The sequence below is a fragment of the Oceanibaculum pacificum genome (genome assembly GCF_001618175.1).
Classification (GTDB): domain Bacteria; phylum Pseudomonadota; class Alphaproteobacteria; order Oceanibaculales; family Oceanibaculaceae; genus Oceanibaculum; species Oceanibaculum pacificum.
Genome location: NZ_LPXN01000079.1, coordinates 35,944 through 51,188 on the forward strand (window position 1 = coordinate 35,944; position 15,245 = coordinate 51,188).

Here is a 15,245-nt window from a genome sequence, read left to right on the forward strand (position 1 = left end):
GGCTGCGGGGAGGGGGCGATCCGCATGGCGGCTCAGGCCCGGGCGCGCAGCTTGGCTGCATCCCCTTCGGTTTCCGCCGCAGGCACCGGCTCATCGCTCTCCGGCAGCGTATCGAGGGAGAATTGCAGGCCGTGCAGCCGGGCATAGAGGCCGCCCTTCTGCAGCAGCTCGGCATGCGAGCCATGCTCGACCACCCGGCCCTCATCCATCACGAAGATGATGTCGGCATCGATGATGGTCGACAGCCGATGGGCGATGACGATGCTGGTGCGCCCCTCCATGAGGATTTTCAGCGCCGCCTGCACCAGCCGCTCGGACTGGGTGTCGAGCGCGCTGGTGGCTTCGTCCAGCAGCAGGATCGGCGCGTCCTTCAGCATGGCGCGGGCGATGGCGATGCGCTGGCGCTGGCCGCCGGACAGCTTCACGCCGCGTTCGCCGACGATGGTGTCGTAGCCCTCGGCCAGTTCGCGGATGAAATCGTCGGCCGCCGCGTTGCGCGCCGCCGCGACGATCTGCTCCTCCGTCGCATCCGGCGTGCCATAAGCGATGTTGGCGCGGATCGTATCGTCGAACAGCGTCACTTCCTGGCTGACCAGGGCAATGTTGCCGCGCAGCGATTTCAGCGTGACGTCGCGAATATCGTGGCCGTCGATGGTGATGCGCCCGCCATCGACATCGAAGAAGCGCGGGATCAGGTTCAGCACCGTGGTCTTGCCCGCCCCGGACAGACCGACCAGCGCCGCCATCTTGCCGGCCGGCACCGTCAGGGTGACGTCGCTGAGGGCGGGGATATCCTTCTCGTAGCTGAAATCGACATGCTCCAGCTCGACCCGGCCCTCGGTCACGGCGAGGACGGTGGCGTCCGGGCGCTCGACGATGTCCGGCTTGGCATCCAGCGTGTCGAAGATGCGATGCGCGGCGGCCAGGCCTTCCTGCAGGTTGGCGTTCAGCGCCACCAGCCGCTTCATCGGCTCATAGGCCAGCATCAGCGCGACGATGAAGGAGAAGAAGGAGCCAGTGGTGCGCGCGCCCTCGATCACCTGATAGCCGCCATAGCCGATCACCACCACGATGGCGAGGCCGCCCAGCGTCTCCATGATCGGGTGCGACAGGCCGCGAATCCGCGCCGCCTTCACGCCCAGCGTCGCCACCGTGTCGGTCAGCTTGGCGCCGCGCTGTATCTCATATTCCTCGGTCGTGTAAGCCTTCACATGGCGCACGCCCTGGAACACCTCGTCCAGATGGGTGGTCAGGCGTGAAACCTCCGACTGCGCGTTACCGGAAACCTTGCGCATCCGCTTGCCGATCCGCGCGATCGGCAGGATCGCCGTTGGGAAGGCGAAGAAGGCGGCCAGGGCAAGCTGCCAATCCTGGTAGAACATGACGCCGACCAGCGCCATCAGCGTCAGCAAATCCTTGCCGAAGCCGGTCAGCGTCTTGCCGACGGCCATGTGCAGCAAGGCCACGTCGTTCATCATCCGGCTGATCAAGGCGCCGGTCGAGGTGCGGTGGAAGAAGCCCAGATCGGCGTGCATCAGATGGGCGAACAGCCGCTTGCGCACATCGGCGACGATGCGCTGGGTTACCCCTTCCATCACCACCTGCTGGCCGTAATTCGCCAGCCCCTTGATGACGAAGGTGGCGAGCACCAGGCCGGCGACCCAGGCGAGCTGGCCGCGGTTCTTCTCGGTGAACACCTCGTCCAGCACCGGCTCCATCAGCTTCGCCAGCGAGGCGGTGCTGACGGCCACGATAACCATCATGATCAGCGCCAGCACGAACTTGCCGGCATATTGCCGGACATGCTCGCGCAACAGCCGGGTGACCAGATCCTTGGTCGACTGGTTCAGAACTTTTTCGAGCTTGGTGCCGGCGATGATTTTCATCCGGTTTCGACGCCCAGGCGGCGCCTTCCTCCCCTCGGATATTGTTCTACTGTCCGGCCGCGACGGCAGTCCGTTCGAAATAAACCACATTCTTCCGCGTATGGGAAAAATGCAGGGTAAAGCCATTGGCCAGAAGGTCGGCCACCAGCCGGGAGATCGGTTCGTCCCCGACAATGTCGGGATGCACTTCCAGGCAGATCTTGCGCACGCTGTCCATGCGCGCGCCGGGCAGCAGATCCACCTCGCCGCCTTCGATATCCATGATCAAGTAGGTCGGGCGGAAGCGCTGCACAAGTTCCTCGAACCCTGCGGCAGGAACGCGCACCTGCTCCGTCGTCTCCGAGGGGCGGCCATGCAGGCCGGAGGATGTATAGGAACGGTCGACGTTGAACGTCACCTCGCCGCCCTGCTTCGCCGCGGCCATCAGATGCAAATCCGGCGTCACGCCGTTCAGGGCGAAGTTGCGCTTCAGCGCCTCATGCAGATAGGGGTTGGCCTCGAACACATGCACGCGCGCCGCGTCGCCGGTGCGCTTGGCGCAGAAGATCGACACCAGCCCCAGCCCGGCCCCCAGCTCCAGCACCGTATCGTCGGCGGCCAGCGTGCCGTCCAGCACCGCCAGCTCCGCCGATTCATACTCGCCGCGGATGATCTGCCGGCGGTGCCCCTTGCGCAGCATGGGGGCGGCGAACCACAGCTTCACGCCATGCGTCTCCACCACTTCCGGCCGCCAGAAGCGCAGACTCATCACCCTCAACTCGCGACATATCCGGTCGAGGATGCGCCGCGCCTTGCGCGGCTTGCGGCGGGCGGGGGTCTGGGTGGAAAGGCTCACGCTTGCTTATCCTCGTTCGGGGCGGCGTTCAGCAGGGCCGCGTCTTGCGGATCGATAAAGGGCAACCAGCGCGCCGTGTCAATCTTATGCCAGGCGTGCGCGCCGAAAGGCAGCGCGTCGCGGTCGGCCGGAAAATCCCCCTCGGCGGAGCGTTCGCGGGCGAAGCGCAGCGCCACCTCTATCGGCGCGATCCGGTAGGTGGGGTCGAGCAGCGGGCCGTAATAGCACCAGAACATGTCCTCCGCCTGGTCGAAGCGACGGCGGATCGTGTGCGCGGCCGTCTTGCGTCCGGCATGGCGGCGGCAGGCCAGCGCATGGGCGATCAGCCGCTTGCCCTGCCGCCAGCAATGGAAGAAGCGGCAGGATTGCTCGCTCTTGCGCCCCAGACGCAGCCTGCTGGCCTGCAGCACGCGCAGATGATCGCCGACATGGCGCAGCGACAGCCCGCCATTGCCGACCGCCAGATAGCGCCGGCGCACCTTGTCGCGATCCTTCCGCAGCCAGGGCGCGCCGATATAGGAATAGCCGGCCTCGCACCATTCCGTCAGCTCGTCGCGGAACACCAGGCAATCGGTCTGGTAGATCAGAACGTAGCGATATTCCTGGAACAGCCGGTAGAAATCCGGGCTCATCAGCATCGCGCTGTAGGCGTGGATGGTCTGGAACCGGCGTTTCGACAGCGGCACCGCGCGGAACGTCTCGAAGCCGTCCGGCAGCGTCAACCCCATCGGGTGGACCACGAAGCGGTCATAGCGGCCCAAATGCCGGTCCAGCGCCTTGAGGGCCACCTTCTCCGTCGCATCCAGGGTCTCGCGATACATCGGCACGACGATGGCGACCAGCTTCGAGGCGTCCGTCACGCTCTCCCCTTGCGTTGCTTCTTCCGGCGGCGGTTACCTAATACCGCATGCGGCGGGGCGAGGCAAAAGGCGAGTGGGTCCGGTCGCTCAGGACAGTCGCACCAGGCTGTCGATCAGCTGCCGGGCGCAGGCGTCCCAGCCATTTTCCAGCGCATGGGCGCGACAGGCGGCGCGGGGAATGTCCAGCGCGGCCAGCACGGCGGCGCGCAGATCATCGTCCATCACACCGATTCCAGGGGCCAGCACATCCAGCGGACCGGTGACCGGGAAGGCGGCGACCGGCAGGCCGCTGGCCAGCGCCTCCAGCATCACCAGCCCGAACGTGTCGGTCAGGCTGGGGAAGACAAACACATCGGCGGCGGCGTAATGGCGGGCCAGCTCCTCGCCATGCTTGGCGCCGACAAAGACGACGCCCGGATAGCGGCGCTTCAGCTCGGCCAGTTGCGGGCCGTCGCCGACCACCACCTTGCTGCCCGGCAGGTCGAGGTCGAGGAAGGCGCCGATATTCTTCTCCACTGCCGCCCGGCCGACGCAGACCGCGATGGGGCGCGGCAGGTCGCGCATCGCCTCGGCCTGCTCCTCATGGGGGCGCGGGCGGAACAGCGTGGTATCGACGCCGCGCGTCCAGCGCCGGACAGGGCGGAAGCCGCGCTCGGCCAGGTCGCGGCGCAGCGTCTCGGTCGCCACCAGCATGCCTTGGCCGCCATTATGGAACCAGCGCATGCCGGCATAGCTCCAGGCCAGCGGCACTGGCAGTCGGGCGCGCAGATATTCCGGGAATTTGGTGTGGTAGGAGGTGGTGAAGGGCAACCCCTTGCGGCCGCAATAAATCCGCGCGGCCAGGCCGATGGGGCCTTCGGTGGCGATATGGATGGCGTCGGGCCGGCTGTCGCGGATCATCGCCGGCACCTTGTGCAGCGGATGATAGCTGAGCGGTATTTCCGGATAGCCGGGGCACGGAAAGGTGCGGAACCGGTCCGGCGCGATCACGGTGATGATATGGCCCTCGGCCTCCATCATCGCCTTGATCGTGGTCCAGGTGCGCACCACGCCATTCACCTGCGGCGTCCAGGCATCGGTCACCAGGGTGATGCGCATCGGCGGCCGGGACTGCGATACGGCCTGCATGACCGGCTGGGCCAGCGTGTCGGGCATCATGGATGGACCGCTGCATAGGCGGCGGGCGCCATCTGGCGTATTTCCACCCAGTTCAGAATTTCCATCCGGCCGTCGACATGCTCGACCAGGGCGGTGCAGCTCTCCACCCAGTCGCCGTCGTTGCAATAGATGATGCCGTCGATCTCGCGGATTTCGGCGTGGTGGATATGGCCGCAGATCACCCCGTCCACGCCGCGCTCGCGGGCCTCGGCGGCGACCGCCTCCTCGTAGCGGCTGATGAACTCGACCGCGTTCTTCACCCGCAGCTTCAGATAGGCCGAGAGCGACCAATAGGGATAACCCAGCTTCCGCCGGATCGTGTTGAAGGCCAGGTTCACCCGCAGCATCCAATTGTAGGCCCAGTCGCCGATCAGCGCGAGCCAGCGGGCATATTTCACCACCCCGTCGAACCGGTCGCCATGCAGCACCAGATAGGTCTTGCCGTCAGCCGCCTGGTGGATCGCCTCGTCGAGGATTTCGATCTCGCCGAAGGTGAGGCCCAGATATTCGCGGAAGATCTCGTCGTGATTGCCGGGGATGAAGATCACCCGCGTGCCCTTGCGCGCCTTGCGCAGCACCTTCTGGATCACGTCGTTATGGCTCTGGACCCAGTACCAGGACCGGCGCAGCCGCCAGATATCCAGTATGTCGCCAACGAGATAGAGATTGTCGCTTTCAGTGTATTTCAGGAAATCCAGCAGCAGATCGGCGTTGCAGCCGCGCGTGCCGAGATGCACGTCGGATATCCAGATCGATCGGTAGTGGCTGACCCCGCGCTGGGCATTCATGGCGCTATCCCCATTGCCGCCACCAGATACGTGATATCCGGTCGGCGGAGCCCCCATATCTGGTTTCCCATTACGGGGAGAAGATGCGCAGATGCGTGTTAAGTATTCGCGACAGTTACATGACGTTTGCTGGAAATTTACCGACGGCTATAGGGTCGACGACGTTTTTACACTAAGTGTAGCGGCGTCGTTTCGAGGGAAGGTTTTCTTTGGCCGCTTCGCGCCGTTTCCTGATCATCCATAATCCGACCGCCGGACGCCGCCGCCGTAAGCGGCTGGACGCCGTGCTGGCGCGCCTGGCTGAGGCCGGCTGCACGGTCGACCTAGCCCCCACCGGCAAGCGCGGCGACGCCGAAGAATTCGCGGCCGCCGCCGGCGCCGTCGACGCCGTGGTCGCGGCCGGCGGCGACGGCACCATCAACGAGGTGGCGAACGGCTTGATGCGCCGGCAGGCGCAGGGGCTGCCGCCGATCCCGCTGGGCATCGTGCCGCTGGGCACGGCGAACGTGCTGGCCGCCGAGATCGGCCTGGCCGACAATGCCGATGCGGTGGCGCGCGCGCTGACCGGCGGCGTCGCCCGGCCGATTTTTCCCGGCCTGGCCAATGGCCGCTATTTCCTGTGCATGGCCGGGGCCGGGCTGGATGCCTTCGTGGTCCAGGATGTCGATTTGCGCCTGAAATGGCTGCTCGGCAAGCCGGCCTACGCCTTCCAGACGATAAAGCGGCTGCTGCAGCCGCAGGAACGCTGCTACGAGGTGACGGTCGACGGCGCGCCCAGCCAGGCGGCGCAAATCATCCTGGCCAAGGGCCGCTATTATGCCGGCACCTTCGTCATCGCCGGGGCGGCGCGCATCACCGAGCCGACGCTGCATGCCTGCCTGTTCCGCCATTCCGGGCGCTGGCATGCGTTGCGCTACATCGCCGCCGTCCTGCTGGGCTTCACCCGGCATTTGCCGGATATCACGGTGCTCCCGGCCAGCCAGGTGACGATCAATGGCCATATTGCCCACCCGGTGCAGGGCGACGGCGATATCGTCACGCGCCTGCCGGCCGATTTCACCGTCGCCTCAAGCGGCCTGCCCGTCCTGTTCCCTACCTAGCGCCGGGCCTGGAAGAAGCCGCGCAGCAGCGTCGCGGCGGCGGCCTCGCCGATGCCGCCATAGATTTCCGGCGCGTGGTGGCAGGTCGGCTGGGTGAACAGCCGCGGCCCATGCTCCACCGCCCCGCCCTTCGGATCGTAGGCGGCGAAATAGAGCCGGCGAATGCGCGCCAGGCTGATCGCCTGGGCGCACATGGCGCAGGGCTCCAGCGTCACATAGAGATCGCAGTCCGGCAGCCGGGGATCGCCCAGCCGGCGCGCGCCCGCGCGGATCGCCAGCAGCTCGGCATGGGCGGTCGGATCGCGGTCGCGCTCGACCAGATTATGGGCCTCGGCCAGGATTTCATCGCCGCGCACCAGCACCGCACCGACCGGCACCTCGCCGGCCGCCGCCGCGTCCGCCGCCAGGGCCAGCGCCCGCTCCATATACCTGCCCGCATCCCGCATGGCGCGACCCTGGCGCGCAGGGGCCGTGGCGTCAAGCGGAGGGTTGTCCTTCGCGCCGTCCAAACCCCGCGGCCATTGCCCCGGCGGGCCGTTACGCATACTCTCCCGCGCAAACGCTAACGGCCAGGAATCGTCATGACCCAGCCCCTCATCGGCCTGACCCTGGATTCGGAAGATCCGGGCGGCTACTCGAAATTCCCATGGTATGCGATCCGGCAGAATTACTGCACGGCGGTCGCGCGCGCCGGCGGCTTGCCCATCGCCCTGCCGCACGAGGTGGCGCAGGTGCCGGACTATCTCGACCTGATCGACGGGCTGGTGGTGACCGGCGGCGCGTTCGACGTCGACCCCGCCCTGTTCGGCGCGAGCTCGCGGCATGACAGCGTGACCACCAAGGATCGCCGCACCGCCTTCGAGCTGGGCATGGTGAAGGGCGCGCTGGAGCGCGACATCCCGATCCTGGGCATCTGCGGCGGCCAGCAGCTCCTCGCGGTGGCGCTGGGCGGCACACTGATCCAGCACATCCCCGACGAAATCGAGGGCGCGCTGGCGCATGAGCAGCCGAACCCGCGCAACGAGCCCGGCCATCACGTGACGGTGCGCGAAGGCACGATCCTGCATGGCATCTGCGGGGCGACCATGCTGAATGTGAACAGCGCGCACCACCAGGCGGTGGCCAGCGTGCCGGAGAATATCGTGGTGAACGCGATGGCCCCCGACGGCGTGATCGAGGGTATCGAGGATCCGGCGCGGCGCTTCTGCATCGGCGTGCAGTGGCATCCGGAATTCTCCATCAGCGTCGGCGACGACCGCATTTTCGACGCGTTCATCGCGGCCTGCCGCTGATGACCGACGAAGTCGTCAAGGAAGCCGCCAAGGAGGGAGAGCGCATCGCCAAGCGCATCGCCCGGGCGGGCATCTGCTCGCGTCGCGATGCGGAAAAGCTGATCGCCGAGGGCAAGGTCACGGTCGACGGCAAGATGCTGACCACGCCGGCCACCATCGTCACCGCCGCCAGCCGCATCACCGTGAACGGCAAGCCCCTGCCCGACGCCGAGGAAACCCGGCTGTTCCGCTACCACAAGCCGGACGGGCTGGTGACCACGCACAAGGACCCCGAAGGCCGGCAGACGATCTTCCAGGCGCTGCCGGCGGGCCTGCCGCGGCTGATCTCCATTGGCCGGCTCGACCTCACCTCCGAAGGGCTGCTGCTGCTGACCAATGACGGCGCGCTCGCCCGCAAGCTGGAACTGCCCTCGACCGGCTGGGTGCGGCGCTACCGGGTGCGCGTCCATGGCAAGGTCGACGAGACGGCGCTGGCCGCGCTGGCCAACGGCGTCACCGTAGACGGCGTTCGCTATGGCGAAATTCAGGCGCATCTGGAACGTCAGCAGCCCAGCAACGCCTGGATTTCGGTAAGTCTGCGCGAAGGCAAGAACCGCGAAATCCGCCGCGTCATGGAGCATCTGGGACTGCCGGTCGGCCGGCTGATCCGCGTCGCCTACGGCCCGTTCCAGCTCGGCAAGCTGGAGCGCGGGGCGGTCGAGGAAATCGCCGCCAAGGTGCTGCACGAACAGATGGGCGACACGCCGAAGGGCGACCGAACCGGCTATGCCAAGGCCAAGCCGAAAACCGGCCCGGCCTACCGGCAGGGGCCGAAGGCGGGCCACAAGTCAGAGCCGAAGACCGGCCATAAACCGGGATACAAGCCAGGCCAGAAGCCGGCGCAGAAAAAGGCGGAGCCGAATGCGGATCGTCGCGGGCCGTCATCGCGGCGCTAGGCTGGAGGCGCCAGCGGGCGACGCCACCCGCCCGACCGCCGACCGGGCCCGCCAGGCGCTGTTCGACACACTGACCGGCGGTCGCTTCGATCTCGACCTTGACGGGGCGACGGTGCTCGACGTGTTCGCCGGCACCGGCGCGCTGGGGCTGGAGGCGCTATCGCGCGGCGCGGCGCGCGCGCTGTTCATTGAGCAATCGCGCCCGGCGCTGGCGGCGCTGCGCCAGAATATCGCGCATCTGAAGGCGGAGGATCGCTGCCAGGTGCTGGCCATCGACGCCACCCGGCCCGGTCCAGGGCGGGAAGCCGCCGCACTGGTGCTGATGGACCCGCCCTATCGCAGCGGCCTGGCCTGGCCGGCGCTCGCCCGGCTGGCCGAGGCGGGCTGGCTGGCCCCCGCGGCACTCGTCGTGATCGAGCTGGCCAAGGACGAGGCTTACGACCCGCCCGCCGGCTTCGCCTTGCTCGACGACCGCCGCTATGGCGCGGCGCGCTTCCTGTTTCTCGCTGCTGGCCAGCCGTAATTTTGTGCATCGCGGCAGGGTAACTGCCCACGCTTTGGTCGGGCCGGTCGGCCATGCCGGACCGGCCAGACGGCCGATGATCGGTTGATACCTCCCTGTTCTCCACGGCTTAGCCGCGTGGTGCTACCAGTGGCACGGCCTGTGCAGTCTGAGGGCGACGCCTCGTAAAGAGGTTCGCCAAGAAAAAATCAGACGGACAGAGGAGTGACAGACATGGAACGCCGTTCCTTCATCAAGGCCGGCCTGGTCGGCACGGCCGGGGCCGCCGCAGCGGTCGCCGCCCCCAGCGTCGTGCGGGCCCAGACCAGCTTCAACTGGAAGATGACCAACGCCTACGGTCCGAACGCCCCATTCTACGTGGTCGGTCCGGGCAGCCCGACCGACTTCATCAAGAAGGTCGACACCATGTCGGGCGGGCGGCTGAAGATTCAGCATTTCGCCGCCGGCGAGCTGATTCCGGCGATGGAGGGTTTCGACGCGGTGGCCGCCGGCACGGTCGAGACCAATTCGGCCAATTCCTATTTCTGGTCCGGCAAGGTGTTCGCCGCGCAGTATTTCACCACTGTGCCGTTCGGCATGAGCTTCCAGGGCCATATGGCCTGGCTGTATCACGGCGGCGGGCTGGATCTGTGGCAGGAGGTCTACAAGCCCTTCAACATGGTCGCCTTCCCGATGAACAATACGGGCGTGCAGATGACCGGCTGGTTCCGCAAGGAAGTCACCAGCGTGGAGGATCTGAAGGGCCTGCGCATGCGCATTCCAGGCCTGGCCGGCAAGGTGTATGGCCAGCTTGGCGTCGATGCCCGGCTGCTGCCGGGCGGCGAGATTTTCCCGGCGCTGGAGCGCGGCGTGATCGACGCGGCCGAATTCGTCGGCCCCTACCAGGATAAGCGCCTGGGCCTGCAGAAGGCGGCGAAATTCTACCACACCACCGGCTGGCACGAGCCGGCGACGACCGGCGAGCTGGCGATCAGCCTGCCGACCTGGGAAAAGCTGCCGGCGGACCTGAAGGAAATGGTCAAGGTCGCTTCCATGGCCTGCGTGCTGGAAAGCCTGACCTGGAGCGAAGCGGTCAATGGCGAGGCGCTGGTCGAGCTGGTGGAGAAGGATGGCGTCACCGCCAAGCCGCTGCCCGACGCCGTCATCGCCCGCCTGAAGGAAGTCACCGCCGACACGCTGGCGACCGAGGCGGCGAAAGACCCGCTGACCAAGAAGGTCCATGACAGCTACATGGGCTTCAAGAAGAAGCACGACAAATGGGCGAAGCTGAGCGAAGGCGCGTTCCAGAGCGCGGCGCTCGGCAGCTAAATGCCTATCCTGGCGAAACTGGCGGAACAGCTCGACCGGGTGGTCGAGCTGTTCGGCCGCCTGGCGGCGTGGATCGGCGTCGGCCTGGTGCTGCTGGTCGCCGGCAACGTGCTGGTGCGCTACTTCCTGCATACCGGCGCGATCTGGCTGCAGGAGCTGGAATGGCACCTGGTCGCGCCCATCGCGCTGTTCGGCATGTCCTACGCGCTGCTGAACGGCGAGGCGATCCGCGTCGACGGTCTGTATCAGCGCTTCCCGCCCAAGCTACGGGCGACCATCGACATCGTCTCCAGCATCCTGATGGTCATCGTGGCGCTGATCGTGGTGAAGCTGTCGATCCCGTTCGTGCTGCAATCCTACAATATGGGCGAGGGATCGCCGAACCCGGATGGGCTGACCCACCGCTTCCTGCTGAAGGCGCTCATCCCGCTCGGCTTCGCCGTGCTGGCCTGCCAGGCAATGGCGGAAACGCTGAAGGCCGCGCTGCGCTTCTTCCCCTCCTCCCGCTGATCAAGAATCCATGTCCCCGAATGAAATTCTGGCGATCCTGACGGTCGTCTCCTTCTTCACCATGCTGATGATCGGCGTGCCGGTCGCGGTCGGACTGGCGGTGTCCGGCTTCGTGTTCGGCTATATCGGCTTCGGGCCGCTGCTGTTCAATCTGCTGCCGGCGCGCATCTTCGGCGTGGTGTCGAACTACACGCTGCTGGCCATCCCGCTCTTCGTCTTCATGGGCGTGATGCTGGAGAAATCCAAGCTGGCCGAGGAGTTGCTGGACGTTGTCGGCCATCTGTCCGGCTCGATGCGCGGCGGCATGGGCGTGGCCATCGTGCTGGTCGGCGTGCTGATGGGCGCGTCCACCGGCATTGTCGGGGCCACCATCGTGACGCTGGGATTGCTGACCCTGCCGGCCCTGCTGCGGCGCGGCTACAGCAAGAGCCTGGCCTGCGGCACGATCTGCGCGTCCGGCACGCTGGGCCAGATCATCCCGCCCAGCCTGATCCTGCTGCTGCTGGCCGATATTCTGGGCGAATCGGTCGGCACCATGTTCGCCGCCGCGGTGTTCCCCGGTCTGATCCTGGCCGGGCTGTATGTGATCTACATCTTCGCCATCGCCTATTTCTACCCCGACCGCGCGCCGGCGATCTCCGCCGAGGAGCGTGCCGCCCTGCCGCGCCGTGAGCTCTACGGCAAGCTGTTCAAGGTGGTGCTGCCGCCGCTGCTGCTGGTGGTGGCGGTGCTGGGGGCGATCATCGGCGGCGTCGCGGCGCCGACCGAGGCGGCCTCGATGGGCGCGCTGGGAGCGATCCTGGTCTGCGCCGCCACCGGCAAGCTGAGCTATGGCCTGCTGCGCGACGCGGCGCGCGCGACCCTGTCCATCGCCGGCATGGTGTTCCTGATCCTGATCCTCTCCCAGGTGTTCGGCCTGGCCTTCCGGGGCCTGGGCGGCGAGAAGCTGGTGGAGCATATGTTCAACTGGGCGCCCGGCGGCGTGACCGGCAGCCTGATCTTCCTGATGGTGCTGCTGTTCATCCTGGGCTGCTTCCTGGAATGGATCGAGATCAGTTACATCGCGGTGCCGCTGTTCCTGCCCTATTTCATCGCCAACGACGTGAATCTGGTGTGGCTGGGCACGCTGATCTGCGTGAACCTCCAGACCAGCTTCCTGACGCCGCCCTTCGGCTGGGCGCTGTTCTTTCTGAAGGGCGTCGCGCCGCCGGGCGTGACGACCAGCGATATCTATCGCGGCGTGGTGCCCTTCGTGCTGCTGCAGGCGGTCGGCATCGCCATCGTCTTCCTGTTCCCGGAAGTGGCGACCTGGCTGCCGGACGCCATCGGCTGGTGATGCTCAAAAATCCTTGTGGCCGGTTCTTGGGCGTGCCATCTAGGGGCACACTCAAGGCCGGCGCTCGTCCTCAGCCGGCATCCTCTCTTTCTGAGGTTTTCCGGAATGTTGGGTATGGATTGGCTGACGCCGGAGATTATGTCGGCGTTTTTCCAAGTGCTGATGATCGACATCGTGCTCGCGGGCGACAATGCGATTGTCGTCGGTCTTGCGGCGGCGGGTCTGCCGAAGGAGCAGCGCGGCAAGGTCATCATCGTCGGCATTGCGGCGGCGACGGTGCTGCGCATCGTCTTCGCGCTGATGACCACGCAGCTATTGCAGATCGTCGGCCTGCTGTTCGCCGGCGGCATCCTGCTGCTGTGGGTATCCTGGAAGATGTGGCGCGAACTGCGCGAGGGCCACGCGCACGAGGAGGCGGCGGCCAAGGCCGCTCTGGACAAGGCCGACGGCACGGTCGACGACCCGGCGACCCACGTCGCGCCGGAGGCCCCGCGCAAAACCTTCAAGCAGGCCTGCATCCAGATCGTTCTGGCCGACGTGTCGATGTCGCTGGACAATGTGCTGGCCGTCGCGGGCGCTGCGCGCGACCATCCCAACGTCCTGATCATCGGCCTGGTGCTCTCGGTCGCCTTCATGGGCCTGGCCGCGACCTTCATCGCCAGCCTGCTGTCGAAGCATCGCTGGATCGCCTATGTCGGCCTGCTCATCATCGTCTATGTGTCGCTGGCCATGATGTATGAAGGCAGCCTCGACCTGATGGCCTATTACGAGTCGCGTGGCGGTTGACCGGATCGTGTAGGATGGGTCCGTCATGACGGATGGATGACGGACCCTCATGCCCAGTCCGAAGCCGCCCAAATCCATACTGCCCGAGCACATCAAGGGCGAATTCACCTGGAAGCGCCTGACCCAGCAGGAGCTCGACAAGGCGCTGCATCTGCACGAGCATTACGCGGCCGGCCGGATGGGCGGGCAGCGCGCCAATTTCACGCTGCACGATCTGTCCTACCTGGATTTCTCCGGCCGTGACCTGTCGAATGCCGACCTGTCCGGCGCGCGGCTCCAAAGCGCCATCTTCAAGGATTGCCGGCTCACTTCGGCCAATCTGTTCGCCGCCGATCTGGCGCAGGCCGACATGCGCGGCTGCGACCTGTCGCGCGCCGATCTGCGCGGCGTGCAGTTGCGCGGCGCCAATCTGACCGACGCCACCATGATGGATTGCGACCTGCGCGACGGGCTGATGATGCGCCCGGACAAGGACGGCAATCTGATCGGCCTGGGCCACGGCACGCGGACCACCGATGTCGGCGCGGCGATCATGACCCGCGCCGATCTGTCGAACGCCAAGATGTCGAACGCCTTCATCGTGCAGACCGACCTGACCGACACCATCTTGCGCAATGTGAAGCTGGTGCGCGCCGACCTCAGCAATTCCAACCTCACCGGCTCGAACCTCGAAGGGGCCGACCTGACCGAGGCGAATTTCGACGGCTGCATCCTGCATGGCGCGATCCTGATCGGCGCGATCCTCAGCGAGACCTCCTTCGCCGGGGCGGATTTGGCCGGTGCGGTGTTCGGCTCCGTCGATTACGGCTCCGACAATTTCCGCAACGCCCTGCGGCCGGTGCATTTCGACACGCTGGACATAACCCTGCAAACGCTGGTGACCCAGCATGTCGACTGGATCAAGACCGCCGGCAAGAAGGGTAAGCGCGCCAACCTCACCCGCGTCGATCTGAGCGGCATGAAGCTGGCGGAACTGAATTTCTCCGCCGCCGCCTTCGAATTCGCGGTGCTGGCCAATGTCGACATGCAGAAGGCCGAGCTGCTGATGGCCGATATGGGCTTCGCCGATCTGCGTAACGCCGACCTGTCGCGCTGCGACATGCGCGGAATCACGTTGAAGCGCGCCAATCTGACCAAGGCGAAGCTGGTGGCGGCCAAGATGAACCCGGTGCCGATCTTCGGCGCGGTCACGCAATTCTGGCCGACCCATCTGGAGAATGCCCGGCTGGTCGAGGCCGACTTGACCGGCTCCGACATGCGCAAGGCGGTGGCCACCGGGGCGATCTTCCAAGGCGCCATCCTGCGCAACGCCGACCTGTCGGGAGCCAATTTGCAGGATTGCGATTTCACCGACGCCGACCTGCGCGGCGCCAATCTGGAGGGAGCCGATGTGCGGGGCGCCATCGGCATGAAATTGTGAATGCCGGACTGCCGGGCCTGCCGCCAGCCACCGCCGCCGACATCGCGCGCGGGGTCTGCCGCCTGCTCGGCGCCCATGGCCAGGGCACGCTGACGGAAGTGACGCTGCGGACCGGCCGCCGCGTCGATGTGATGGCGCTCGCTCCCGACGGTCGGATCACCGTGGTGGAAGTGAAATCCTCGGCGCAAGATTATATGAGCGACCGTAAATGGCGCGACTATCTGGAATTTTGCGACCGTTTCTTCTTCGCCGTGGGCGAGAGCTTTCCCACCGAAATTCTCCCCGCCGAACCCGGCCTGATCGTCGCCGACCGCTTTGGCGGGGTCGTTCTGCGCGAAGCCCCGGCAACCCCGCTCGCCCCGGCCCGCCGCAAGGCGCTGACCCTGAAATTCGCCCTGCTCGGCAGCCAGCGCATGACCCGCCTGCTCGACCCCGAAAGCGGGATTTAGCGGCAGAGCCAGCCGCCACATGCTTCGAGACGCCGCTATCGCGGCTCCTCAGCATGAGG

The 15,245-nt window shown here is 66.3% G+C and carries 16 protein-coding genes; 10 read left to right on the forward strand and 6 right to left on the reverse strand.

Going from position 1 to position 15,245, the window contains the following annotated elements:
• Positions 1-32 precede the first annotated feature (32 nt).
• From AUP43_RS05755 to AUP43_RS05775, 5 genes are all read right to left on the reverse strand, one after another.
• Positions 33-1,886: an ABC transporter ATP-binding protein gene (locus tag AUP43_RS05755; protein WP_067553692.1), complete on the reverse strand. Its 1,854-nt coding sequence runs from the start codon at positions 1,884-1,886 to the stop codon at positions 33-35.
• 46 nt (positions 1,887-1,932) lie between these two features.
• Positions 1,933-2,721: an FkbM family methyltransferase gene (locus tag AUP43_RS05760; RefSeq protein ID WP_157089254.1), complete on the reverse strand. Its 789-nt coding sequence runs from the start codon at positions 2,719-2,721 to the stop codon at positions 1,933-1,935.
• Positions 2,718-3,581, reverse strand: coding sequence for a DUF5672 family protein (locus AUP43_RS05765; RefSeq protein WP_067553694.1), 864 nt, complete (start codon positions 3,579-3,581; stop codon positions 2,718-2,720). Before AUP43_RS05765 ends, AUP43_RS05760 begins: the two co-directional genes overlap by 4 nt.
• 87 nt (positions 3,582-3,668) lie before the next feature.
• Entirely contained in the window at positions 3,669-4,679 is a 1,011-nt protein-coding gene (locus AUP43_RS05770) for a glycosyltransferase family 4 protein (RefSeq protein ID WP_067553720.1), read from the reverse strand.
• A gap of 56 nt (positions 4,680-4,735) precedes the next feature.
• The gene (locus tag AUP43_RS05775) at positions 4,736-5,527 is read right to left on the reverse strand and encodes a UDP-2,3-diacylglucosamine diphosphatase (protein ID WP_067553695.1); all 792 of its coding nucleotides are present in this window, start codon (positions 5,525-5,527) and stop codon (positions 4,736-4,738) included.
• 209 nt (positions 5,528-5,736) lie between these two features.
• Here AUP43_RS05775 and AUP43_RS05780 point away from each other — a divergent pair, with 209 nt between their 5' ends.
• Positions 5,737-6,627 carry a diacylglycerol/lipid kinase family protein gene (locus tag AUP43_RS05780; RefSeq protein WP_067553696.1) on the forward strand — a complete coding sequence of 297 codons (891 nt, stop codon included), beginning with the start codon at positions 5,737-5,739 and terminating at the stop codon, positions 6,625-6,627.
• Here the strand turns inward: AUP43_RS05780 and AUP43_RS05785 are convergent.
• Positions 6,624-7,073, reverse strand: coding sequence for a nucleoside deaminase (locus AUP43_RS05785; protein WP_067553722.1), 450 nt, complete (start codon positions 7,071-7,073; stop codon positions 6,624-6,626). The genes AUP43_RS05780 and AUP43_RS05785 overlap by 4 nt on opposite strands.
• A gap of 135 nt (positions 7,074-7,208) precedes the next feature.
• Here AUP43_RS05785 and AUP43_RS05790 point away from each other — a divergent pair, with 135 nt between their 5' ends.
• The 9 genes from AUP43_RS05790 to AUP43_RS05830 all read left to right on the forward strand — a co-directional run bounded on the left by AUP43_RS05790 (position 7,209) and on the right by AUP43_RS05830 (position 15,186).
• Positions 7,209-7,919 carry a gamma-glutamyl-gamma-aminobutyrate hydrolase family protein gene (locus tag AUP43_RS05790; protein ID WP_067553697.1) on the forward strand — a complete coding sequence of 237 codons (711 nt, stop codon included), beginning with the start codon at positions 7,209-7,211 and terminating at the stop codon, positions 7,917-7,919.
• Positions 7,919-8,854 (forward strand): pseudouridine synthase, encoded by a 936-nt coding sequence (locus AUP43_RS05795; protein ID WP_084462590.1) that lies wholly within the window; start codon positions 7,919-7,921, stop codon positions 8,852-8,854. Before AUP43_RS05790 ends, AUP43_RS05795 begins: the two co-directional genes overlap by 1 nt.
• Complete coding sequence (rsmD, locus tag AUP43_RS05800) at positions 8,820-9,377, forward strand: 16S rRNA (guanine(966)-N(2))-methyltransferase RsmD (protein WP_067553700.1); 558 nt, start codon at positions 8,820-8,822, stop codon at positions 9,375-9,377. Before AUP43_RS05795 ends, rsmD begins: the two co-directional genes overlap by 35 nt.
• 213 nt (positions 9,378-9,590) lie before the next feature.
• Positions 9,591-10,685: a TRAP transporter substrate-binding protein gene (locus AUP43_RS05805; RefSeq protein ID WP_067553702.1), complete on the forward strand. Its 1,095-nt coding sequence runs from the start codon at positions 9,591-9,593 to the stop codon at positions 10,683-10,685.
• Positions 10,686-11,195 (forward strand): TRAP transporter small permease subunit, encoded by a 510-nt coding sequence (locus tag AUP43_RS05810; protein WP_067553704.1) that lies wholly within the window; start codon positions 10,686-10,688, stop codon positions 11,193-11,195.
• A gap of 10 nt (positions 11,196-11,205) precedes the next feature.
• Positions 11,206-12,531, forward strand: a complete 1,326-nt coding sequence (locus AUP43_RS05815) for a TRAP transporter large permease (RefSeq protein WP_067553706.1) — start codon at positions 11,206-11,208, stop codon at positions 12,529-12,531.
• Between the two features lie 114 nt (positions 12,532-12,645).
• Positions 12,646-13,317 carry a TerC family protein gene (locus AUP43_RS05820; protein ID WP_232314888.1) on the forward strand — a complete coding sequence of 224 codons (672 nt, stop codon included), beginning with the start codon at positions 12,646-12,648 and terminating at the stop codon, positions 13,315-13,317.
• A gap of 49 nt (positions 13,318-13,366) precedes the next feature.
• Positions 13,367-14,737, forward strand: coding sequence for a pentapeptide repeat-containing protein (locus AUP43_RS05825; RefSeq protein ID WP_067553710.1), 1,371 nt, complete (start codon positions 13,367-13,369; stop codon positions 14,735-14,737).
• Positions 14,734-15,186 carry an MmcB family DNA repair protein gene (locus tag AUP43_RS05830; RefSeq protein WP_269746864.1) on the forward strand — a complete coding sequence of 151 codons (453 nt, stop codon included), beginning with the start codon at positions 14,734-14,736 and terminating at the stop codon, positions 15,184-15,186. The genes AUP43_RS05825 and AUP43_RS05830 overlap by 4 nt, the downstream gene beginning before the upstream one ends.
• Positions 15,187-15,245 lie beyond the last annotated feature (59 nt).